Source organism: Vibrio sp. 1641, assembly GCF_033339995.1.
GTDB lineage: Bacteria > Pseudomonadota > Gammaproteobacteria > Enterobacterales > Vibrionaceae > Vibrio > Vibrio alginolyticus.
In genome coordinates, this window is sequence record NZ_JAWOVP010000534.1 from 1 (window position 1) to 509 (window position 509).

Consider the following 509-nt stretch of genomic DNA (forward strand, 5'->3'; position numbering starts at 1 on the left):
AGTTTGCAAAAGCAAATGGACCAACAGCGAGCGCAGGCACGACACGCGGATAAAGAAGTGCAGAAGCTGAACAAACAGCTACTAGAGGTACGTTCGGTTGTAGTTGGCCTTGGCCAAAAAGTAACTGAGCAGCAAGATATCATCCAACATCTTAATGAGCGAATTCGCGAACTAGAACACGCTGATACTGATGGTCGCTTATACAGTAGAGCAACCAAAATGGTGCAGTTAGGGGCTGATATCAACGAGCTAATCGAAGAGTGTGAACTGCCAAAAGCAGAAGCAGAGTTGATGCTCTCTTTGCAGAAAAAACTGGCTGGAAAAGAGAAGATCCCGCCATTAAGCAGTCAACCTTCCGATGATTCGAATTACCCACCACGTGGGCGTCGACGATAAAGAGAATAAAAAGAAGCTTCGGCTTCTTTTTTTATATCTAAAATAAAAACTTATAGCCACTTATGGTTAATTTTATCAAAGTGTGACAGTAGGTTAACAAAAATACATGAACT

The 509-nt window shown here is 42.2% G+C and carries 1 protein-coding gene; it reads left to right on the forward strand.

Annotated features, from left to right (window positions below; translation table 11 throughout):
* Positions 1–396: DUF2802 domain-containing protein (locus R7Z47_RS26975; RefSeq protein WP_318131044.1), on the forward strand; the 396-nt coding region annotated here is incomplete at its 5' end.
* Positions 397–509 lie beyond the last annotated feature (113 nt).